Below are 15847 nucleotides of genomic sequence, written 5' to 3' on the forward strand. Positions count from 1 at the left end.
TTTTCTATTCCGTTTAATCCGTCAGCTTTTTCTTCATCTGTTCAAATTCGTCCTCGTTCAGCTCTCCTTTGGCATACCGTTCATTGATGATCTGTCTGGCATCTGTTTCCCTTCGATCTTGAGAAAGCTTCCCTTCGAATCCATTCCCATTCATGACTACATACACCAGTGCGCCAACGATCAGAATTGGTATCAAAAAACCGAAACCCACCATTATCGCCTCCCTTCCTGTTTTCCTATTTCACTTCAAATTGCCCCATCATGCCAACGTCTTCATGCTCAAGAATATGACAGTGATACATGAAGACTCCAGGCTCAGAGAACTTGGCAATGATCCGGACGGTTTCATTCTCTTGGACGAGCACCGTATCTTTCCAGCCTCTTTCATTTTCAGGCGGCGCTTCACCATTACGGTCGAGAACCTGGAACTGGATACCGTGGATATGAAACGGATGAATCATCCCCCGTTCCCCCATTCCTCCCATCATTCCGCCCATCATACCTTGGGACTCGTTGGAAATTTCCCATACCTCAATATCATTTAACGTTACTTCTTCGTCGATCCGGTCCATATCCATCTGCCGGCCATTGATGTTTACATGCGGCCCCATACCACCCATTACAAATTGCCTTGTGACATCCGCATCGGCCGGATCTAACTGTTCAATATCCACCAATTGCTTCGGTAATGCGGTCTGAAACCCATCTTCCCCAGTCACTTCAAAAGTCATTAACCGCGTTCCTTCACCTCTCAATTCAACCTGATCTCCCTCTTCAAAATCCGAAAAGTCCACGATCAATTCTGCACGTTCCGCAGAACTAAGTGTCAGATTGTTCATTTCAACAGGTTTTTCCAGAAAACCGCCATCACTTGCAATCTGATGGAACGATTGCCCACCGCTAAGTTCAAAGTCATAGGTGCGGGCATTGGAGCCATTCAGGACCCGAAAGCGCATTTTTCCTTGAGGCACCTCTGTGTATGGATCGACTGCACCATTCACTAAAGGCGTATTACCGTGCAGTCCCATCATGATATCTTGCATGCCCGGATTATAGTCAAACGTTCCATCATCCTTCAGCTCTTTATCCTGCACTATTAACGGGATGTCATTTTCCCCGTAATCTTTCGGGATATCGAGACCATCCGATGCATCATCTTCAATCAAAAGAAGTCCCGCCAGTCCTTTATAAACCTGTTCGCCTGTCTTATGATGAGGATGCGGATGAAACCAAAGCGTTGACGCCGGCTGCTTGATTTCAAATTCCGGTCTCCAGATGCCACCGGGCTCGATCACCGAATGCGGACCACCATCCGCTTCACCCGGCACTTCAAGACCATGCCAGTGAACCGTCGTCTCTTCCTCCAGTGCATTCTCCACATTCACCGTGACCTCGTCGCCTTCTCTGACACGAAGCACCGGCCCGAGATAATCGCCATTGTATCCATAGGTTTCTGTTGGCTGCCCTTCATAAAATTCAGTCTCTCCAATTTGCGCTGTCAGCGTAAATTCTGCTTTCCCGTCCTCTGGATTTTCATCTTCCAAAACTGGCGGGATCGGCAACGGGATTTCCCTGTCATTACGGTTTTCGTTGTCAGTCAACGCATCTTCTGATGCCTCTGAATCGTCAGTCGTATTCTGTCTCTGCGTTTCATCACCTGACATGCCGGGTCCTTGGTCCATCGTCATCGAGTGGGAAATCACCATCCCGAGAAGAATCCCTAAGATCAAAAGGGCTCCTAATAACAGGCCATTTTTGTTCATTACCATCATCCTCCTATTGATCAGCTACTGTAAGTGTACAAGCCATTTATCAAGAAATGATGGAGAGACTTCGTCATTTCAAAAAAGATCCTGTGCTGCATCAGTTCAATGCAGCACAGGATCTTCAACTTACCCTTTGTTATTTTTATTCAAGGTGCCCCGGGAATGTCTGCAAATCAATACCGAAAACAACCGGCAAGAGCAGCATCACAAATACAACGACAATGAGTACTGAAATGATATTCATCCAGATCCCTGCTTTGACCATGTCCCCCATCTTCAAATACCCTGACCCGAACACAACGGCATTCGGAGGTGTAGCGACTGGCAACATAAATGCACAGGACGCCGCAACGGCTGCAGGAATCATCATCGCAAACGGATGAACGTCTATCGCCAGGGCGAACGCCGCCATGATCGGCATCAGCATCGTCGCCGAAGCGGTGTTCGATGTGATCTCCGTCAGAAAAATGACCAATACGGTAACTGCCAGAACGATCACAATAAATTGAATACCAGCCAGAACAGTCAGCTGTGAACCGATCCAAACGTCAAGGCCTGTATCGGTAAAACCGCCTGCAATGGCCAGACCTCCCCCAAAGAGAATCAGGATTCCCCACGGCACGTTTTTGGCCGTTTCCCAGTTCATCAATTTGACCCCCTGATATTTGAACGATGGGATTAAAAACAGCATGACCGCTCCGGTGATTGCAATCATTGCGTCATTGATATTCGCATTCACATATTCCTGCAGCACGAACGATCTCAAGATCCAGGCAAGGGCTGTTAATCCGAAAACAGTCAGAACCATTTTCTCGTCGGCACTGATTTTTCCGAGTTCTTTTTTCTCGCCATCAATGACTTCTTTCCCGCCCGGTATTTTCTTTAATGTCATCGGAAATGCAAAGGTGACCAGATAAAACCAGGCAATACCCAGCAAAACAAGAGAGAGTGGCACCCCGAACGCCATCCATCCGGCAAACGACAGGTCAATCCCGAATAATTCATTTAATTGCCCGGCGAGGATGGTATTGGGAGGTGTTCCGATAATCGTCCCGAGTCCGCCGATGGATGCGGAATATGCAATCGCAATCATGAGCCCCTTGGAGAAGCGTTCTGCTTGCTCTTTCGCATTTTCAACCGGACTCTCATCAATCAGATGAGAGAGCTGAAAAATAATCGCAGTTCCGATCGGAACCATCATCATCGCCGTCGCCGTATTGGATATCCACATGGAAAGGACTGCGGTCGCCAGCATAAAGCCGAGCATCAACCGCTTCGGACTGGTTCCGATAAAATCAATAATGGTAATGGCAATCCGTTTATGCAAATTCCAACGCTCAAGCGCCAAAGCAATGATAAATCCACCAAGAAAAAGAAAGATAATATTATTACCGTAATTCGGTGTGACTTCAGCTACAGGGATATCCGCAGCAAAAGGAAAAATGATGATCGGCAAAAGCGAAGTGACCGGAATCGGGATCGCTTCGGTGATCCACCAGGTCGCGATCCAGGCTGTTCCCGCCAATACTCCGCGGGCTGTCGCTGGTAAATCTTCTGCCGGAAGAAATAATAAGATCAACAGAAATAATATCGGACCTAAAAGAAGACCGACCACTTGTTTTCTCGAGAAATCCCTGCCGTCAGGAGAGGGTTCCCTGTAGGTTCCGGTCATTTTCCCGGACACTTTTTCCATCCGGCCACGATCCCCCGATGGGGGTTCACCTTTCCCCCTCGCACTCATGAAACTGAGAAGCTCCTTAATCCGGTCATGACTTTCCCATGCCTTTTGCCAAAGATTTTTTACTGCGATCATACTACCTCACTCCCCTTTTTATAATTTTCAAAAAGTTCCCCAAGGAAATTATATCACCGGTCATATAAGATATGGAAAACCTGTAAGAACCAATCAGCTCACTCATGATAGCGCTTACATTAAAATGCGCTTAATTTCGATAAAATCTGTTCATTTTTAATCCGGGAAACCCTTTACGAAGACTGCTGATACAGGGTTTTTACACTGCACCCACCTTGGTTTCGATATGGTCTTTCAGTTCAAAAAAATTCTCCATCACCGGTTTCGTGATGGAGAATTTATTGAAATCATGATGGTTTTCAGTTTAAATCCTCTTTCAGAACGCTATACACAACAAGTCTTTCATCATGAGTCCCCGCTTCTGTATTGAACTCACCCGTGCATGTAATCAGATTCAGCTGGCTGCGGTAAGAATAGCCGAAAATGGTTTGAAGCGGTGCATCATTGCGATCGTAACTTTCACTATTTTGCACCACGAACACCTTTTCTGTTCCTTCTTCATCGGTGACAATGATTTCATCGCCGGCTTCTAGCTTTTCCAGATCAATAAAGATCGCTGGCCCTGTCCGGCTGTCCACATGCCCTGCCAAAACAGCACTTCCCTGTTCGCCGGGCATATAACCGCCTTCGTACCAAGCGACTTCATCCATTTCAGTTGGTTCATCCATTTGTCCACCGGGCAGTAACCCGACTTCCTCAATGATTGCATCGACACCAATCGCGGGTATTTCAATCCGATGGGGAACGATACCATCTCGTTCATAACGCATAACCGAAGAACCGTCTCCGCCGGACGTAATTTCCGAAGGTAGTGTTAATGGAGAGGCTGACACCTGGTCAACCTCATCCTCTTCTACGGCGCTGGCCTCATTAACGGGCTCTTCAGTCATCGTCTCGGCATTATCGTTACCGTTATCGATTGGTTCACCATTTTCTGATCCGCAGGCTGCAAGGACCAGAGTTAATCCGATTAGCCATTTTTTCATCCTGATCACCTTTATTTCGTCACAATCTTTTTATTGCACTTCCTGACCAGTATTTTTTCGTCTTGCAATCATGAAGATCACTGATGCCAGGAACAATGAAGCTGCTGCGTAGAGGATCCAGCTTGCACCTTGGTCCTGTGCACTCATACCGCCCATGCCGGTTTGCGGCATTTCACTTGGCATGCCGGATTCGAAGTTTTCAGGGAACTGATCAACAATCGCACCTGACAAGCCTTCACCGACACCAAACATATGGGCATACGCTTCACGAAGGTTATCATATGACGTTTCATAGTCGCCTTCCACGTAGCTGTCAAAAGCACCGACCAGCTGATCCACGTGCATCTGCAGTCCATCAGCCAATTCACTGGCATCCAGACGTTCTTCCGTTGCTGTTTCAAGAAATTCTGCGAACGTAACTCTGTAGCCATCCAGGTTATCCAGTGCTTCCTGTTGCCCGGCTTCATCTTCTTCAGCTGTTGCAACCACATAGTTTACAAAGAAATCAATATGGTCACTCCACTGCTCTTCAAACGCTTCTCCTGCGTCATCACCGTAAACGGATGCGATCGTTGCACTGAGTTCCTCTGTGTTCTGATTCAAAGCACCTGCCGTGGCTTCGAAATCATCTGCACCGTCGATGCCTTTTTGCATCGTAATGGCCGCGAGTCCCGCATGCTCGGACAACAGATGATTCAAATCGGCGCGAAGGTCAGCTGCCGGCGTGTCGGCCTTTGTGCCGCCAAAGTCATCTGAAAATTGGTCCACGATCGCTGTGGATAAGCCTTTACCTACACCGAACATATGGTGAATGCCTTCCCGGACATTCTCGTAGGCTGCATCGAAATCACCTTCATTGTACTGGTCAAATGCCCAGACAAGCTGATCCACGTGCATTTGAAGGCCTTCTGCCAAGGCATCTGCTTCAAGTCTTTCATCGGTTGCACCTTCTAAGAACTGAGAGAATTCCGCTCTGTAATTATCCAGTGCTGAAAGTGCCTCTTCCCGGCCTTCTTCATCTTCTTCGGCAGTGGCAGTGACATAGTCCACGAAGAAACCGATATGATCATTCCACATATCACGGAACATGTCACCTGCTTCATCGCCGTAAACGCTGGCAATCGCTGCGGTTAAATCTTCCGTATTATGATCCAGTGAAGCAACGACATCTTCAAAATCTTCCGCTCCGTCAATGCCTTTTTGCATGGCAACGATCGCCAGAAATGCGTGCTCTGATAAATACAAATCAAGTGTTGCCCGTAAATCCGATGCCGGCGTGGACACATTCAATTCGTATTCGCTGCCGTGATCCATATTTTCTTCTTCTCCATGATCTGCACCGAGTACACCTGCCGGGAATAAAAGCGCCGCGCTCAGTGGTAAAACCGTCAATGTTCTTTTCAAATTCATCTAAACCATCTCCTTTGTTTTTTGTTCTTTCTTACCCCAGCTAACGACGGCTGGATCAAAACGGATCACTTTTTCGAACATTTTTTATGAAAAAATTAATTTAGTCTTCAGAAAAACCGTTACGAGCGCATTTACAGTCCATAAAAAATACCGGCTGAAAAGTCCAGAGACTTCTTAGCCGGTATTGCTTTTAGTATTATTGTGACGCCAAAACCATCTGTCCTTCTGGCTCCTGGTTGTTCGGTTGAGGTTCGAGGGTAATCGCGATCTGATCGATTTGAATATCGTCCATGTCACTGATTCTGAAGCTTACAGCACCATTACCTTCCTCATCGATATTGAAACTGCCTGTCGGATAAGGGGTTTCACCTTCAATGATCCATGCCTGGAACACTTCTGTTCCTGTGGCTTCGGGCATATCGGTTACCTGAATCACCAGATCCACATTGCCATTTTCCGAGATGATCGTCGCCGTCCCCTGTCCCTGGAATTCTTCTTCATCTGTTGATGCAAGATTCGAAGCCAGCAGGATATCGGAGACTCCGCCATCTTCATCAGGTGTTTCCACTTCATCGAGTAAAGCAAAGTAATCCGACTCGATCTGGTTGCGTTCCGATACAAGTTGTTCTCTTTCCTGACTGAGTTCCTGCTGTTCATTCCATAGATACCCGTTTCCAATCAGGGAAAGAAGCAGGGCTGCGGCCAAGCCACCGGAAACAAAAGGATAGATTCTGTTTCTTTGTTTCCTAGGTTTTCCAATTTCTGTGGCAGTAATCGGTGTTGCCGGTTCAGCAGGCGTGTTCTTCTCTTCAAATACATTTGACAACACACGATGTTTCATGCCATCCGGCGGTTCAACAGGCTCCGAGAGCAGGGGAAGCTCGTCAGTCAGTTCCTGCAATTCCTTCAGTTCCTCCTGACAGGATTCACAATTCCGCAGATGCGCTTCAAACGTTTTTGCTTCTTCATCAGATAATTGATGATTAAAATAGTCAATCAGCTGCTCACAGTTGCGGTCAGTCATTGCAAATCCCCCCTCTCTTCATATAATTCCGCCTTCAGATGCTTTAATGCCAAGCGGATCCTGCCCTTGACCGTGCCAAGCGGGATGTCCACGATTTCGGCTATTTTCGTCTGAGAATACCCTTTGAAATAAAACAGATCGATAATTTTCTGCTGATCTTCTTTTAATGTATTCATGGCTCCACGTATTCGCTCCCGTTGTTCTTTCCATTCAACCATCTGTTCAAGTCCAGGCTGTTTGTCCTGAAGTTCAACTTCAGTATGAACTTCCTCGTTATTGACTTTCTGCTGCTTTCTGAGGTAATCAATCGCAGTATTTCTCGTCATCGTCAACAACCATGACGAGAACTTCCCCTGTTCAGGTGAATACACGCCTTTTCCTTTCCACAGCTTGATCATCACTTCTTGCACGATCTCTTCGGCTGCTTGAGGATCTGATACCATCTTATAGGAAAATGAATAAAGAAGACGTTCATATTTGTCATAAAGCGCTTCTAAGGCGTGCTTATCTTTTTCCTGCACACGTTGATAAAGCGTCAGATCATCATGTTTTCCCATCTGCATCTCCTCACTGTGAGTAGTCTCCTTACTTATGCTAACGTTGGAGCGGACGTTTTGGATCACATCTATCTGAAATTTCGTTACTATTCCCCGTTCCCTAAATCGAAGCGATCAAACGCAACAGGCTAATTGTCGTAACAAGCAGGGGAGTAAGCCCCGAATTTCACTAATGCTTGATACAGGTACTATCAGACATTTTCCGGAAAACCGGCTTTTATCTCACTTGCTTTGGTATAATGAGAGAACAAGCAGGAATGGAGGAGATTATTATGGATCAAGGCAGGATCAGACATATGGCGGTGTTTACACTGAAAAGTCCGCAGGATTCCGCTGAAACGAAGCAGTTCCTTGCGGATGGCAAACAGATTTTGAGCTCAATCCCCGTGGTTCAGCATTTTGAAGTCCTGACTCAGGTCAGCAGCAAATGCGAATTCGATTTTGGGTTTTCCATGGAGTTTGAGAATCAGGAAGCATATGATACCTACAATGCGCATCCCGATCATCAGGCCTTCGTTGAGAAACGCTGGAAGAAAGAAGTTGAGCGGTTCCAGGAAATTGATTTTAAAGCGTATTGAAACGAACTGTCATCAGGCTGCCGGGATTTTCCGGCAGCCCTTTTTATTGACCATGATTTCGTTGAAATACCTTCCCTGACACCGATTGTCAATCCCGCGATGTCTGAAAATACGTGAGACGACCTGGCTTCAGGACGCTGTCACTTCCGACACTGCACGCACTGCAGCATGGAGTGCTCCTTCCAGATGACCGCCATGTTGAACCGATGTTTCGGTCCCGGCGAATGCAATCTTTTTGTTCCACACATCAGGGAGTGTTGGCGGTCCGTAGATTGGAAAGGCAGTGAGGGGAACGGCATCCGCATCGACCGCCGTATGTGAATCCCGCGACCAATCTTTATAGAGGAAGGCGATCGGCTCTTTGGCACCGGGCCCAAATAACCTGTTCAGCTGAGCCACAACCTCTTGACGAAGTCTTGTCGGCCCAAGTTCCTGACGTTCTGCTGCAGATCGACCGAAAAAACCGAACAGTGCAGCTCCGCCTGTATCAGGCGATGCATCATGAATCTCCTGCAGCGGTCCTGCCCAGCTCATTACCTGACCGGACAGTCCCTGCTCCCGCCAGAAAGGCGTCTCATAGATGGCTAAGGCTTTGGCCTGTCCGGCCATCCAGGTCGGCTTATCCTGCAGGCTCTTGATGACCTTCTCCGGAAGATCAGGTCTGAATGTGATGGCGCTTACGATCATGCGAGGCGGAAGGGCTAAAATAACTGCTTTTCCCTGCCGATGTTTCACTTTTCCATCTGCACGTTCCGTCTTCAACAACAGCGTGCCATCCTCGTTCTTCACGATTTCTTTTACCGTTGTACTTAATTCAACTGTCCCTGGGGGAAGAGTTGCTGCGACGGCCTCAATAAGCGGGGCCACGCCACCAGCGAGCCGTACCGACTGCTGCATCGATTCTTTCGGCAGTGAATGCCTCTCTGCCGGCTGATGTTGCCCGCGCTCCAATAAAACCGCACCTTGTGCATGCTGATCAAATGTCCCAAGCCCCAGTTCTCGGACAAGGCGGGAGATAAGAGGCTCATGTTGCGGCCAGAACCATGTTGGACCAAGATCAAACGTGCCGAGATCCGCTCTGCCTTTCACCGTTTCACTTAAAATCCTTCCTCCCAGCCGGTCCCGTGATTCAAGGACCTGACACGGAATGCCCCTTGAAGTCAAAAGGGATGCCGCATGTAAACCACTTAATCCGGCACCCACAATCATTATCGGATCGTTCATCATACCCCTCCAATGCCAGTTTATTTTTTCATTGCATTACAATCTTCTTCATTTTTTGAATCAATTATGAATGTATCACATTCAGCTGCCAACATGTCATGGAAAGACTTCAAAGACAACTCAGATCCTCAATCACAATAGAACTGGTGGAGGATCTGAAGAGTTATATCCCTTTCTTTTATTTCCTGTAAAAGGCATAATAGGGCCCCTTTAACGATGATTCGTGCTGATTCTTTTTTGTTGCGGTATAATGAAAGGAGATTCTTGTTGGCATAAGGCTTCAGATCATATACATGTAAAGGAATCTGATATTTTTGGGCAGGAGTGAATAAAATGGGACAAGCGTCCGGAATCGAAGGCCAGGAAAAACGACCGACCGTTGTCATTGCAGGAGCCAGTGGGTATATCGGCAGAAACATTATGAAAGAAATCGGTGATCAAGCAAATATCATTGCTCTTTCCAGAAGTGTTTCAAAACAAACAAATAGTGAACATGTAACATGGCGCTCGTGTGACTTATTTTCAATGGTGGACGTGGAGAAAAGCATAGAGGGAGCAGATTTTGCCGTTTATCTTGTTCATTCCATGCTTGCCTCTGCTCATTTGACGCAAGGCAGTTTTGAAGATATGGACTTGATACTGGCGGATAATTTTGCAAGGGCAGCAAAGAAAAAAGGCATTAAACAAATTGTCTATTTAAGTGGACTCATTCCGGATGTTGAGGATTTATCCCGTCATTTAAAAAGCAGATTGGAAGTAGAAAAAGTTCTGGGCTCTTATGGTGTCCCTTTAACGACATTACGTGCCGGGTTAATCGTTGGTCCTCAGGGTTCTTCTTTCCCCATTCTCATCAAGCTTGTTAAACGGCTCCCGGTCATGCTTTTACCAAAATGGACGGAAACATTAACACATCCCATTGCGCTCACTGATGTGCTGTCGGGATTAAGAAACAGCATCGGTAACAGTGATGTCTTCGATAAGACCATTGATATAGGCGGACCGGAAGTGATGACATACAAAGAAATGATGATCCGAACAGCAAAAGCAATGGACAAAGAACGCTATCTCATGAACATTCCATATTTCACACCCAACCTCTCGAGACTATGGGTGAGTTTAACGACGAATACACCGAAAAATCTCGTTTATCCACTCATTGAGAGTTTAATTCATCCGATGACAGCAGAGCCCGAACGAATGGTTGAAGGAATCAGTTTTGGTAAAACACCCTTTTTGGAAGCAGCAGTGGATGCGATTCAATCTGAACAGACGGGAAAACGTAAAAAAAATGCTTCCAAAGCCGCAGCCCAACATGATGTTCGTTCGGTTCAACGTTTACCTCTCCCGGAGGGGAGAAATGCCGTTTGGGTCGCTTTACACTATGTAGAATGGCTATCTACCCTTTTAAAACCGTTAATCAGAGTAGAAATCGATGAAGAGTACAACTCTAAGCTTTTTGCTGTTTTCATTAAAAAGCCAATGATGGAATTCACCTATTCGAAAGAAAGAAGCGTGCCTGACCGGGCACTATTTTATATAACCGGGGGGATACTGGCAAAAATAACCGGCGATACCCGAGGGAGACTGGAATTCCGGCACATCCCTGACACGAACGAGTTTTTAGTCGCCATTCATGATTACACACCTTCATTGCCCTGGTTTATTTATGTATTCACACAGGCAAAAGTACATTTATGGGTGATGAAGCGATTCAAAAAAAATCTGTTATCTTGAACAACAGCACTGAAAACGAGGGTAAACCATTTCAAACACAAGGCTGCCAGGAAAAATCCCGGCAGCCTTGTGTTTCTTTTTAAGCTCTTAACAATTCATATGAGGTGACTTGGGATCAAGCTGCATAAACTCAATGTCATTGCCATCGGGGTCTTTTACCCAGCACTGGTAGTTGTGATCTTTCCCGATCATCGGCTCGACGGTCAATGGGATCCCTTTTGATTTCAAGTGATCTGCGATTTCATGAATATCATTGACTTCAAGACAGAGGTGATTGAACCCGATACTGTCATCGTTGAATTCAGGTGTCGTTTTCCCACCGTAAAACAATTCGATGAATTGCCCAGGTACGACTTTGATATATTCGATCACCGGCTGACCGTGATCATCTTGAATGTCGAATGCATGCTTGAAGCCGAGAATCTCACAATAAAAATGCAAAGACCTTTCCATATCCGCTACTTTCAATGCGAGATGGCCGATTCCTTTATACACAACACTCAGCTCCTTAGACTAAAATATCGTCGATTTTTTCCTGAGCATCTGTCGGAATCACGATCCCTGATGCTTTCACATTCATTTCAACCTGCTCTGGCCTGCTGGCACCAATCAGAGCACTTGATACATTCGGCTGTCTTAATACCCATGCCAGTGCAAGCTCCGGCAACGTGATCTCAAGATCATTTGCAACGTCCAGCAATTGACTTACCCTGTTCTGGACATCCTCATTCAACATCCCTTTGATGAATCGATTGATGGATTCATTCGCTGCCCGGCTTTGATCCGGGACCTGTCCTTCTTTGTATTTACCGGTCAGAACGCCCTGGGCCAGCGGGGAAAAGACAACTTGCCCGATCCCATGTTTCTCACTGACAGGAATGATCTCTTTTTCGATCGTACGGTTAAACATATTGTATTGCGGCTGATTGACGACAATCCTGTCAAGCAATCGCTTATCCGCAATGCGAACCGCTTCTTCAAGCTGTGCCGCACTCCACTCACTGACGCCTGCGTACAGAATTTTCCCCTGACGCACGAGGTCATCGATCGCCTTCAAGGTCTCCTCCACCGGTGTCTCATGATCATATCGGTGGCAATAGAAGAGATCCACATAGTCCAGGTTCATGCGTTTCAAACTGCTGTGGAGCGATTCAGTGATGTGTTTGCGGGACAGTCCGCCGTCATTCGGCCCTTCACCCATCGGGAAGAAGGCCTTTGTCGAAATCACGTACGATTCCCGCGGATAGGTCTTCAGCGCCTGCGCCATCACACGCTCCCCTTCACCCCGTTCGTAAACGTTTGCAGAATCAAATGAATTGATCCCCAGTTCGTAGGCTTTATGTATCGTTTTCTCTGCGGTGTTGTCCTCGACGGATTTACCATACGTCAACCAGCTGCCCAAACTGATCTCACTGATCTTCAGGCCTGTTTTTCCAAGTCTTCTGTAATTCATCGTACCCCTCCTGTAGTTTGATCTAGATTCAATTATACTAAATTACGGGACTAGCCGTAAACTAATCGGATGGTTCATATTCTAAATTAAGCCTGAAAAACCAAGTTTACTCAGTCAAACGGATATCACTTGCATTCAATCTCAGGTAATCACGCAAAACAAAGAGGCCTCCATCAGGTTCAATAACCTGATGAAGGCCTCTCAAAATCTCAATTATAAATATCGGTGGTTTTTCGGTGAGTTACATGATGAGTAAGGGCTTAAAACGCTGATCCATCAGCGCTGATAGACCTTAATTACATCATGCCGCCCATTCCGCCCATGCCACCCATGTCCGGCATACCGCCACCGCCGTTGTCATCTTCCGGATGATCGGCAACGACTGCTTCCGTTGTGAGGAACATTGCGGATACACTGGCAGCGTTTTGCAAGGCAGAACGTGTCACCTTCGTTGGGTCAACGATACCTGCAGCAACCATATCGACATATTCGCCGGTTGCAGCATTGAAACCAATGCCGACTTTTTCACCTTTGAGGCGTTCAACGATGATGGAGCCTTCAAGACCCGCATTTCGCGTGATCTGACGAAGTGGCTCTTCGAGTGCGCGAAGCACGATGTTTACGCCTGTTGCTTCGTCTCCATCGGCATCGACCGCTCTCACTGCGTTCAGCACGTTGATCAGTGCTGTACCACCACCTGCAACGATGCCTTCTTCGACTGCGGCACGCGTTGAGCTCAGTGCGTCTTCGATGCGAAGCTTACGCTCTTTCATTTCTGTTTCAGTTGCTGCGCCGACTTTGACGACAGCGACACCACCTGCAAGTTTCGCAAGGCGCTCCTGAAGTTTCTCTTTGTCGAATTCAGATGTGGTTTCTTCAAGCTGTGCTTTGATCTGGTTCACACGGCCGGCGATTTCTGCGGAATCACCATTACCATCAACAATGGTCGTGTTGTCTTTTGTAACAACAACCTTAGATGCGCGACCGAGCTGTGTGATGCTTGCAGATTTCAGATCGAGTCCGAGATCTTCTGTAATCACTTCACCACCAGTGAGTGTGGCCACGTCTTCAAGCATGGATTTACGACGATCACCAAAGCCAGGTGCTTTCACTGCTACAGCGTTGAATGTACCGCGCAGCTTGTTGACAACAAGTGTTGCCAATGCTTCACCTTCAACATCTTCCGCGATGATCAGGATCGGTCTGGACTGTTGAACAACTTGTTCCAGGACGGGCAGAACTTCCTGAATATTGCCGATTTTCTTATCGGTAATCAGAATGTACGGATCTTCAAACACCGCTTCCATTTTCTCGGAATCCGTTACCATGTAAGGTGACGCATACCCACGGTCAAACTGCATCCCTTCCACAACTTCAAGCTCTGTGGCGAACCCTTTGGATTCTTCCACAGTGATGACGCCGTCGTTTCCGACGCGCTCCATCGCTTCTGCAATCAGCTGACCGACTTCGTCATCTGCTGCAGAAATGGAGGCCACCTGAGAGATGGATTCTTTGCCTTCAATTGGCTTGGAGATGTTTCGGAGTTCATCAACCGCTGCACGGGTTGCTTTTTCAATTCCTTTTTTAATCACCATTGGATTCGCACCGGACGTCACGTTCTTCAAACCTTCAGAAATCATGGCTTGGGCAAGAACGGTTGCCGTCGTCGTTCCGTCACCGGCAATGTCGTTCGTTTTGCTGGCGACTTCGGATACGAGCTGAGCGCCCATGTTTTCGAACTTATCTTCGAGTTCGATCTCTTTTGCAATCGTGACGCCGTCATTGGTAATTAACGGTGAACCGAATTTCTTTTCCAATACGACGTTTCGGCCTTTTGGTCCGAGGGTTACTTTCACTGTATCTGCCAGACGGTCCACACCGCGAAGCATAGATCGGCGTGCGTCTTCACTGAACTTAATTTCTTTTGCCATGTTCATCATCCTCCTGATATCTGTTCGTGGTTTTAAGTTTGATCTTCAAGTCTGATTAGAAAATCAGCCAATAATGGCCAATACATCACTCTCGCGGAGAATCGTATACTCTTTGCCTTCGAATTTCACTTCAGAACCTGCGTATTTCGAGAACACAACCTTGTCGCCCTCACTCAGTTCCGGTCGGACGGTTTCACCGTTCTCAGTCACACGGCCTTTACCTACAGCAATCACTTTCCCTTCCTGTGGCTTTTCTTTTGCTGAATCCGGCAGTACGATTCCGCTTGCAGTCTTTTCTTCCTTTTCCACTAATTCAATGACAATTCGGTCTCCTAATGGTTTTAACAAGGAAAACACCCTCCTTTAATATAATTGTGCACGTTTTTGTGCGTTGCAATGTATTCTTGTTAGCACTCGGATGCAACGAGTGCTAACCCATTCTAATAATAATCAAGAGCGCCGTTTTTTGCAACCCCTTTGATTAAATTTTCACTCTTCATTCGATGCGACAACTGAGTCCCACGCCCCACATTCCCTGAACTGACTGCCTGCAAACATCGTTTCAGATGAAGTGGACAACATGCTGTGATACAATTATCGAGACATTCATTATTCAACGGTTGAAGGAGACTGACAACGTGAACAAATTTTACTGGTTAATCATTATATCGTTTATCTTGTCCCAGGTTGCCCCCGCATTTTTTATCCCTCTTCTCCAGTATATCGGATTTGAAGGATCGGAATCGGAAATTTTTGGAACAGCCATTGCCTATGCAATGACTCTCGGTTTCTTTCTGGTAGTGCTCTTCTCCTGGAAAGCAGGACGGGATAAACAGTTTGATAACAGACGCATGGCTACCGGGAAGACCATTCTCTGGTCGATCATTGGCATATTTTTCGCTTTTGCCGGGCAATACGCTGCATCGATCATTCAAATGGGCCTCTTTGACATCGAACCCGGTTCTGAGAACACAGACATGATTGTCAACATGGCTACGGCAGTGCCCTTCATGATTTTTGTCGTCGCCGTTCTTGTGCCGATTACAGAAGAGCTCGTATTCCGAAAAGTGATCTTTGGCAGCATTTACAAAAAAACAGGTTTTTGGATCGCTGCGATCATCAGCGGACTGATTTTTGCCGGGCTTCACTGGGACTTCGAAAATCTGATCGTCTATCTGGCGATGGGTGTTGTCTTTTCCTTTCTCTATGTGAAAACAGGACGGATCATCGTTCCGATTGTAGCCCATGTGGGCATCAATTCTTTCGTGATGCTGATTCAAGTGGTCTATGGTGACCGGCTTTTGGAAATGATCGAGCAACTTGAGGAACTTGAACAGGGTCTTCAAGCATTGATGGGAGTGTTCTACTGAC

At 46.8% G+C, this 15847-nt stretch carries 15 protein-coding genes; 3 read left to right on the top strand and 12 right to left on the bottom strand.

Annotated elements, in window-relative coordinates; all coding sequences use genetic code 11:
• Positions 1-13: 13 nt before the first annotated feature.
• From BBEV_RS13810 to BBEV_RS13840, 7 genes are all read right to left on the bottom strand, one after another.
• Positions 14-211, bottom strand: a complete 198-nt coding sequence (locus BBEV_RS13810) for an SHOCT domain-containing protein (RefSeq protein WP_198155012.1) — start codon at positions 209-211, stop codon at positions 14-16.
• Between the two features lie 25 nt (positions 212-236).
• Positions 237-1763: a multicopper oxidase family protein gene (locus BBEV_RS13815; protein WP_069366000.1), complete on the bottom strand. Its 1527-nt coding sequence runs from the start codon at positions 1761-1763 to the stop codon at positions 237-239.
• Between the two features lie 145 nt (positions 1764-1908).
• Positions 1909-3579, bottom strand: a complete 1671-nt coding sequence (locus tag BBEV_RS13820; protein WP_069366001.1) for an SLC13 family permease — start codon at positions 3577-3579, stop codon at positions 1909-1911.
• Between the two features lie 299 nt (positions 3580-3878).
• Positions 3879-4565, bottom strand: a complete 687-nt coding sequence (locus BBEV_RS13825) for a class F sortase (RefSeq protein WP_069366002.1) — start codon at positions 4563-4565, stop codon at positions 3879-3881.
• A gap of 30 nt (positions 4566-4595) precedes the next feature.
• Positions 4596-5975 carry a copper amine oxidase gene (locus BBEV_RS13830; protein WP_069366003.1) on the bottom strand — a complete coding sequence of 460 codons (1380 nt, stop codon included), beginning with the start codon at positions 5973-5975 and terminating at the stop codon, positions 4596-4598.
• A 196-nt stretch (positions 5976-6171) separates the two neighbouring features.
• Positions 6172-6999 (bottom strand): anti-sigma factor, encoded by an 828-nt coding sequence (locus BBEV_RS13835; RefSeq protein ID WP_069366004.1) that lies wholly within the window; start codon positions 6997-6999, stop codon positions 6172-6174.
• The gene (locus tag BBEV_RS13840) at positions 6996-7556 is read right to left on the bottom strand and encodes an RNA polymerase sigma factor (RefSeq protein WP_069366005.1); all 561 of its coding nucleotides are present in this window, start codon (positions 7554-7556) and stop codon (positions 6996-6998) included. Before BBEV_RS13840 ends, BBEV_RS13835 begins: the two co-directional genes overlap by 4 nt.
• A gap of 239 nt (positions 7557-7795) precedes the next feature.
• Here BBEV_RS13840 and BBEV_RS13845 point away from each other — a divergent pair, with 239 nt between their 5' ends.
• On the top strand, positions 7796-8134 hold the full coding sequence (locus BBEV_RS13845; protein WP_232318193.1) for a Dabb family protein: 339 nt from the start codon (positions 7796-7798) through the stop codon (positions 8132-8134).
• Positions 8135-8263: 129 nt separating this feature from the next.
• Here the strand turns inward: BBEV_RS13845 and BBEV_RS13850 are convergent, their stop codons facing one another.
• A complete protein-coding gene (locus BBEV_RS13850; RefSeq protein WP_069366007.1) occupies positions 8264-9358 on the bottom strand; it encodes a flavin monoamine oxidase family protein in 1095 nt (364 codons plus the stop codon).
• A 333-nt stretch (positions 9359-9691) separates the two neighbouring features.
• Between BBEV_RS13850 and BBEV_RS13855 the strand changes: the two genes are divergently transcribed.
• The gene (locus BBEV_RS13855) at positions 9692-11092 is read left to right on the top strand and encodes an NAD(P)H-binding protein (protein WP_069366008.1); all 1401 of its coding nucleotides are present in this window, start codon (positions 9692-9694) and stop codon (positions 11090-11092) included.
• 87 nt (positions 11093-11179) lie between these two features.
• Here the strand turns inward: BBEV_RS13855 and BBEV_RS13860 are convergent, their stop codons facing one another.
• The 4 genes from BBEV_RS13860 to groES form a co-directional block, all read right to left on the bottom strand.
• The gene (locus tag BBEV_RS13860; RefSeq protein WP_069366009.1) at positions 11180-11587 is read right to left on the bottom strand and encodes a VOC family protein; all 408 of its coding nucleotides are present in this window, start codon (positions 11585-11587) and stop codon (positions 11180-11182) included.
• A gap of 13 nt (positions 11588-11600) precedes the next feature.
• The gene (locus tag BBEV_RS13865; protein ID WP_069366010.1) at positions 11601-12545 is read right to left on the bottom strand and encodes an aldo/keto reductase family protein; all 945 of its coding nucleotides are present in this window, start codon (positions 12543-12545) and stop codon (positions 11601-11603) included.
• A gap of 296 nt (positions 12546-12841) precedes the next feature.
• Entirely contained in the window at positions 12842-14476 is a 1635-nt protein-coding gene (gene groL, locus BBEV_RS13870; protein WP_069366011.1) for a chaperonin GroEL, read from the bottom strand.
• Positions 14477-14539: 63 nt separating this feature from the next.
• Complete coding sequence (gene groES, locus BBEV_RS13875; RefSeq protein ID WP_069366012.1) at positions 14540-14824, bottom strand: co-chaperone GroES; 285 nt, start codon at positions 14822-14824, stop codon at positions 14540-14542.
• 290 nt (positions 14825-15114) lie between these two features.
• Between groES and BBEV_RS13880 the strand changes: the two genes are divergently transcribed.
• Positions 15115-15846: a CPBP family intramembrane glutamic endopeptidase gene (locus BBEV_RS13880; protein ID WP_069366013.1), complete on the top strand. Its 732-nt coding sequence runs from the start codon at positions 15115-15117 to the stop codon at positions 15844-15846.
• Position 15847 lies beyond the last annotated feature (1 nt).

The organism is Salisediminibacterium beveridgei (assembly GCF_001721685.1).
Classification (GTDB): Bacteria; Bacillota; Bacilli; order Bacillales; family Salisediminibacteriaceae; genus Salisediminibacterium; species Salisediminibacterium beveridgei.